General features: G+C 69.3%; 2 protein-coding genes. One reads left to right on the top strand and one right to left on the bottom strand.

The genetic code is table 11. The features are described from left to right. Positions 1-1,336, bottom strand: a 1,336-nt coding sequence (locus EB084_19975) for a VCBS repeat-containing protein (GenBank protein ID NDD30544.1), incomplete at its 3' end; no start/stop codon positions are given. Between the two features lie 142 nt (positions 1,337-1,478). Here EB084_19975 and EB084_19970 point away from each other — a divergent pair. Next, positions 1,479-4,596, top strand: a 3,118-nt coding sequence (locus EB084_19970; GenBank protein ID NDD30543.1) for a DEAD/DEAH box helicase, incomplete at its 3' end; no start/stop codon positions are given.

Below are 4,596 nucleotides of genomic sequence, written 5' to 3'. Positions count from 1 at the left end.
CGATGTCGGGCTTGCCGTCGCCATTGAAATCGGCCACCACCACCGCGTAGGGACCGGTTCCACCCCCAAGGGCCAGGGGTGCGGCGAAGGTTCCGTCGCCATTGCCTGCCACGACAGAAACGCTGTTATCGCCGTAGTTGGCGCTCACAAGGTCGGGGCGACCGTCGCGGTTGATATCGGCCGCGGTCACAAACCGGGGAGACCTGCCGCAAGGATAGGCTGACGCAATCGTGAACAGCCCCGTGCCGCTTCCCAGAAGCACCGAGAGGTCGTTGCCGTCGCGGTTCGAGGTTGCCAGGTCGAGATTGCCATCGAAGTCGAGATCGCTGACAATAACGCATCGTGGCAAAGGCCCCACCGTGGCGTTGGTGGCTGCAACGAAGGTGCCGTCACCGTTTCCGAGCAGCACCGAGACCGTGCTGTCGTCGAAGTTCGCCACAACGACATCGAGTGTGCCGTCGTGGTTCATGTCACCGGTCGTGACATATCGGGGGGTCTTGCCCACACTGATGTTCGTGGCCGCGGCGAAGGTGCCGTCACCGTTTCCGAGCAGCACCGAGACCGTGTTGGATGCGCTGTTGGCTGTCAGTATGTCGAGGTTGCCGTCGAGGTTGAGATCGGCCACCGCGCCCGCGCGTGGATTGGTGCCCACGATGAAGTTCGCGGTGGCGCTGAAGGTTCCGTCGCCATTGCCTAGCAGCACAGTAACGTTGTTGCTGACAGAGTTCACGCTGACCAGATCCGGTTTGCCATCGTGGTTGAGATCTGCAGCGACGACCGACCACGGCGCGGGCCCGGACGCGAATGTCGCGGCCTGGCCGAAGGTGCCGTCGCCCTTGCCCAGCAGCACCGAGACCACATTGTTACCCGAGTTGGCCGCGGCGAGATCGAGGTTGCCATCGAGGTTGAAGTCGGCCGAGGTGAGCGAGATGGCGCCCTTGCCCGCGGGGTAGGTCACGGCAGCATCGAATGCCACGGGGGGCGCCGTGTAGACGATGGACGGGCTCGATGCGGTTTGCAGCGATGCGCTCGAGGCTGCGAAGGTATAGGTGCCCAGATGGTTCACGCGCAGGTCGTCGAAGACCGCCACGCCGTTCACGGCGTTTCGGGTCGTGGTGCCCTGCAACACAATGCCGGACGCGGGGTTGGCCAGTGCGACTGTGATGGCGCCGGCGAACGTCGTGTCGCGACGGCCCTGGTCGTCGAGGGCTTCGACCTGCAGTGCGGGGGTGATGACGTTGGTGGCCTGGGCCGCCGCGACGATAGGCCGCCCCGTGAGCGGGGGCAGGGATGATGACGGCGCTCGACCCGCCGTTCGTCGACCCCGAGCCTCCACCACAGCCTGCAAGGGTCCAGGCGAGGCCGAGGGTGATGGTCATCGCGGGTGCGGGGTATCGCATGATGGAGCGCTCCTGTGGCAGCGTTTTCTGGGGGGTACGCTCCTAGCGATTCGGCGCTGGCAGGGCGCAGCCCTTGTGATGGCGCACTCTGCCAGCGTGAAGCGCTCTGCATCTCCCCGCACCCAGCCCGTCGCGACTGAAAACGTCGGGGGCGATCTCGTTCCCCCGCCCTCTTCATCTGACGTGGCCACGCGCTTCAGCCCGGCCACGCAAGCCTGGTTGCGAGAGAGCTTCCCCGCGCCCACAGCCGCACAGGCCGGCGCCTGGCAGCGCATCGCGTCGTCAGACGAGGGGGCTGTTCTCGTGGTCGCCCCCACGGGCAGCGGCAAGACGCTGGCGGCGTTCCTGTGGTCGATCGATCGGCTCGCCTCGACGCCTCGCCCTCCCGACAAGCAGCGCCTGCGCGTCTTGTACGTCTCGCCGCTCAAGGCGCTGGCCGCCGACGTCGAGCGCAACCTGCGCTCGCCCCTCATGGGCATTCGCAACACGGCCGCGCGGCTCGGGCTCGAGCTCCCGGAGATCACGGTGGGACTGCGCACCGGCGATACACCGGCCGAAGAGCGCCGGCGCTTCGCCACCCATCCGCCCGACATCCTCATCACCACACCGGAATCGCTCTTCCTGCTGCTCACCTCGAAGGCGCGTGACGCCTTGCGCCACGTCGACACGGTCATCGTCGACGAGGTGCACGCGGTGGTGTCGACCAAGCGCGGCGCCCATCTTGCGCTGAGCCTCGAGCGCCTCGACCTGCTGCTGGCCCGTCCAGCCCGGCGAATCGGCCTGTCGGCCACGGTGCGCCCGGTCGACGAGGTGGCCCGTTTCCTCGCGGGCTACGCATCGCCGGATGCGCCGCGCCCGGTGCACGTAGTTCAGCCGCCCGCCGACAAGACGCTCGAGATCACCGTCGAGGTGCCCATCGAAGACTTCTCCGAGATGGGGAGCGTGGCTGAGCTCGCGCCCAACACCCTCACCCTTCCGCCCACGCGCTACGGGGCAGGCGGGGGCGCTCGGTCCGGCGCCTCGGTCGATCGCAAGACGGTGTGGCCAGCCATCGAGTCGCGGCTGGTGGAGATCATCGGCGCGCATCGATCGACCATCGTCTTCACCAATTCGAGACGACTGGCCGAGCGGCTGTGTGCCCGCATCAACGACGTGGCCGGCGCCGAGATCGCCCGCGCCCACCACGGCAGCGTGAGCCGGGACGAGCGCCTGCAGACCGAGGACGCGCTCAAGAGCGGGCGCCTGGCCGCGGTGGTGGCTACGTCGTCGCTCGAGCTCGGCATCGACATGGCCGCGGTCGATCTGGTGGTGCAGGTCGAGTCGCCTCCGTCGGTGGCCAGCGGCCTGCAGCGCATCGGGCGGGCCGGGCACCAGGTAGGTGCGGTGAGCCGCGGGGTGATGTTCCCCAAGTGGCGCGGCGATCTCGTCGAGTGCGCGGTGGTGGCCGAGCGCATGCAGGCCGGCGACATCGAGTCGATGCACTGCCCCCGCAATCCGCTCGACGTGCTCGCCCAGCACATCGTGGCCATGGCCGCGGTCGATGTCTGGGAGGTCGACGCCCTCGAGGCTGCGGTGCGCCGTGCCGCCTCGTTCCACGCGTTGCCTCGGGCGGCCTTCGACGGGGTCATCGACATGCTGAGCGGGCTGTATCCCAGCGACGACTTCGCCGAGCTGCGCGCCCGCGTGACCTACGATCGCGTGACGGGCCGCATCGAGGGGCGCGCCGGGGCCCAGCGGCTGGCGGTGACCAGCGGGGGCACCATCCCCGACCGTGGTCTCTTCGGCGTCTACCTGGTGAGCGGCGATGAGCGCGGGGGTAAGCGTGTCGGCGAGCTCGACGAGGAGATGGTGTATGAGTCGCGCCGCGGTGAGGTGTTCGTGCTCGGCTCGTCGTCGTGGCGCATCGAGGACATCACCCACGATCGCGTGCTCGTATCGCCGGCGCCGGGAGAGCCGGGCAAGCTGCCGTTCTGGCACGGTGACACGGTGGGCCGACCGGTCGAGCTGGGGCGCGCGCACGGGCGCTTCTTGCGCGAGCTGACCGATGCGGCGCCGTCTGACGCGCGCGAACGGTTGCGACGCGATGGCCTCGACGCGCGTGCCGCCGAGAGCCTGCTCGAGTACCTGTCTGAGCAGCGCCTGGCCGCGGGAACGCTGCCCGACGATGTGACCATCGTGGTCGAGCGCTTTGTCGACGATCTGGGCGACTGGCGGCTGTGCATCCACTCGCCGTTCGGCGCCCGGGTGCACGCCCCGTGGTCGCTGGCCATCGCGGCGCGGGCCCGCGAGCGGCTGGGGGTCGAGGTGCAGTGCATGTACACCGACGATGGCATCGTGCTACGCCTGCCCGAGGCCGACCAGACGCTGCCCCTCGAGTACGTGGTGTTCGAGGCCGACGAGATCGAGGGCCTGGTCACCGCCGAGGTGGGTGGCTCGGCCCTGTTCGCCAGTCGCTTTCGTGAGTGCGCGGCGCGGGCGCTGCTGCTTCCCCGACGTCGGCCGGGGTCGCGCACGCCGCTGTGGCAGCAGCGCCAGAAGAGCGCCAACCTGCTCACCGTGGCGGCGGGCTACGGGTCGTTCCCCGTGGTGCTCGAGGCCATGCGCGAGTGCCTTCAAGACGTGTTCGACGTGCCCGCCCTGCGCGGTCTCATGGCCGACATCGCGAGCCGCGCGGTGCGCGTGGTGCAGGTGCAGACCGAGCGCGCCTCGCCCTTTGCCACGGCGCTGCTGTTCGGCTACATCGGCGCCTTCATCTACGATGGCGACGCCCCGCTGGCCGAGCGCCGCGCCCAGGTGCTCTCGCTCGACACGGCCTTGCTGGCCGAGCTGCTCGGGCAGGCCGAGCTGCGCGAGATCATCGACGGCGACGCGCTCATCGAGCTCGAGCGAACCCTGCAGCGACGCACGCCGGAGCGGGCGATCCGGCATGTCGACGACGCGCAGGATGCGTTGCGCATGCTGGGCGATCTGTCGCGCGACGAGCTGATGGCGCGCGGCGCCGACGCCGAGATGGTGACGGCTCTCGAGCAGCTGCGCCGCGCCGTCACCGTGCAGGTGGCGGGGGAGAGCCGCTACATCGCCATCGAGGATGCGGGGCGCTACCGCGATGCGCTGGGCGTGCTGCTGCCGCCGGGCATCCCCTCTGCGTTCCTCACTTCGGTGAACGATCCGGTCACCGATCTGGTGGCGCGCTACG

It is taken from the genome of Pseudomonadota bacterium, from assembly GCA_010028905.1.
Taxonomy (GTDB): domain Bacteria; phylum Vulcanimicrobiota; class Xenobia; order RGZZ01; family RGZZ01; genus RGZZ01.
This window is presented reverse-complemented; position numbering and strand designations above follow the sequence as displayed.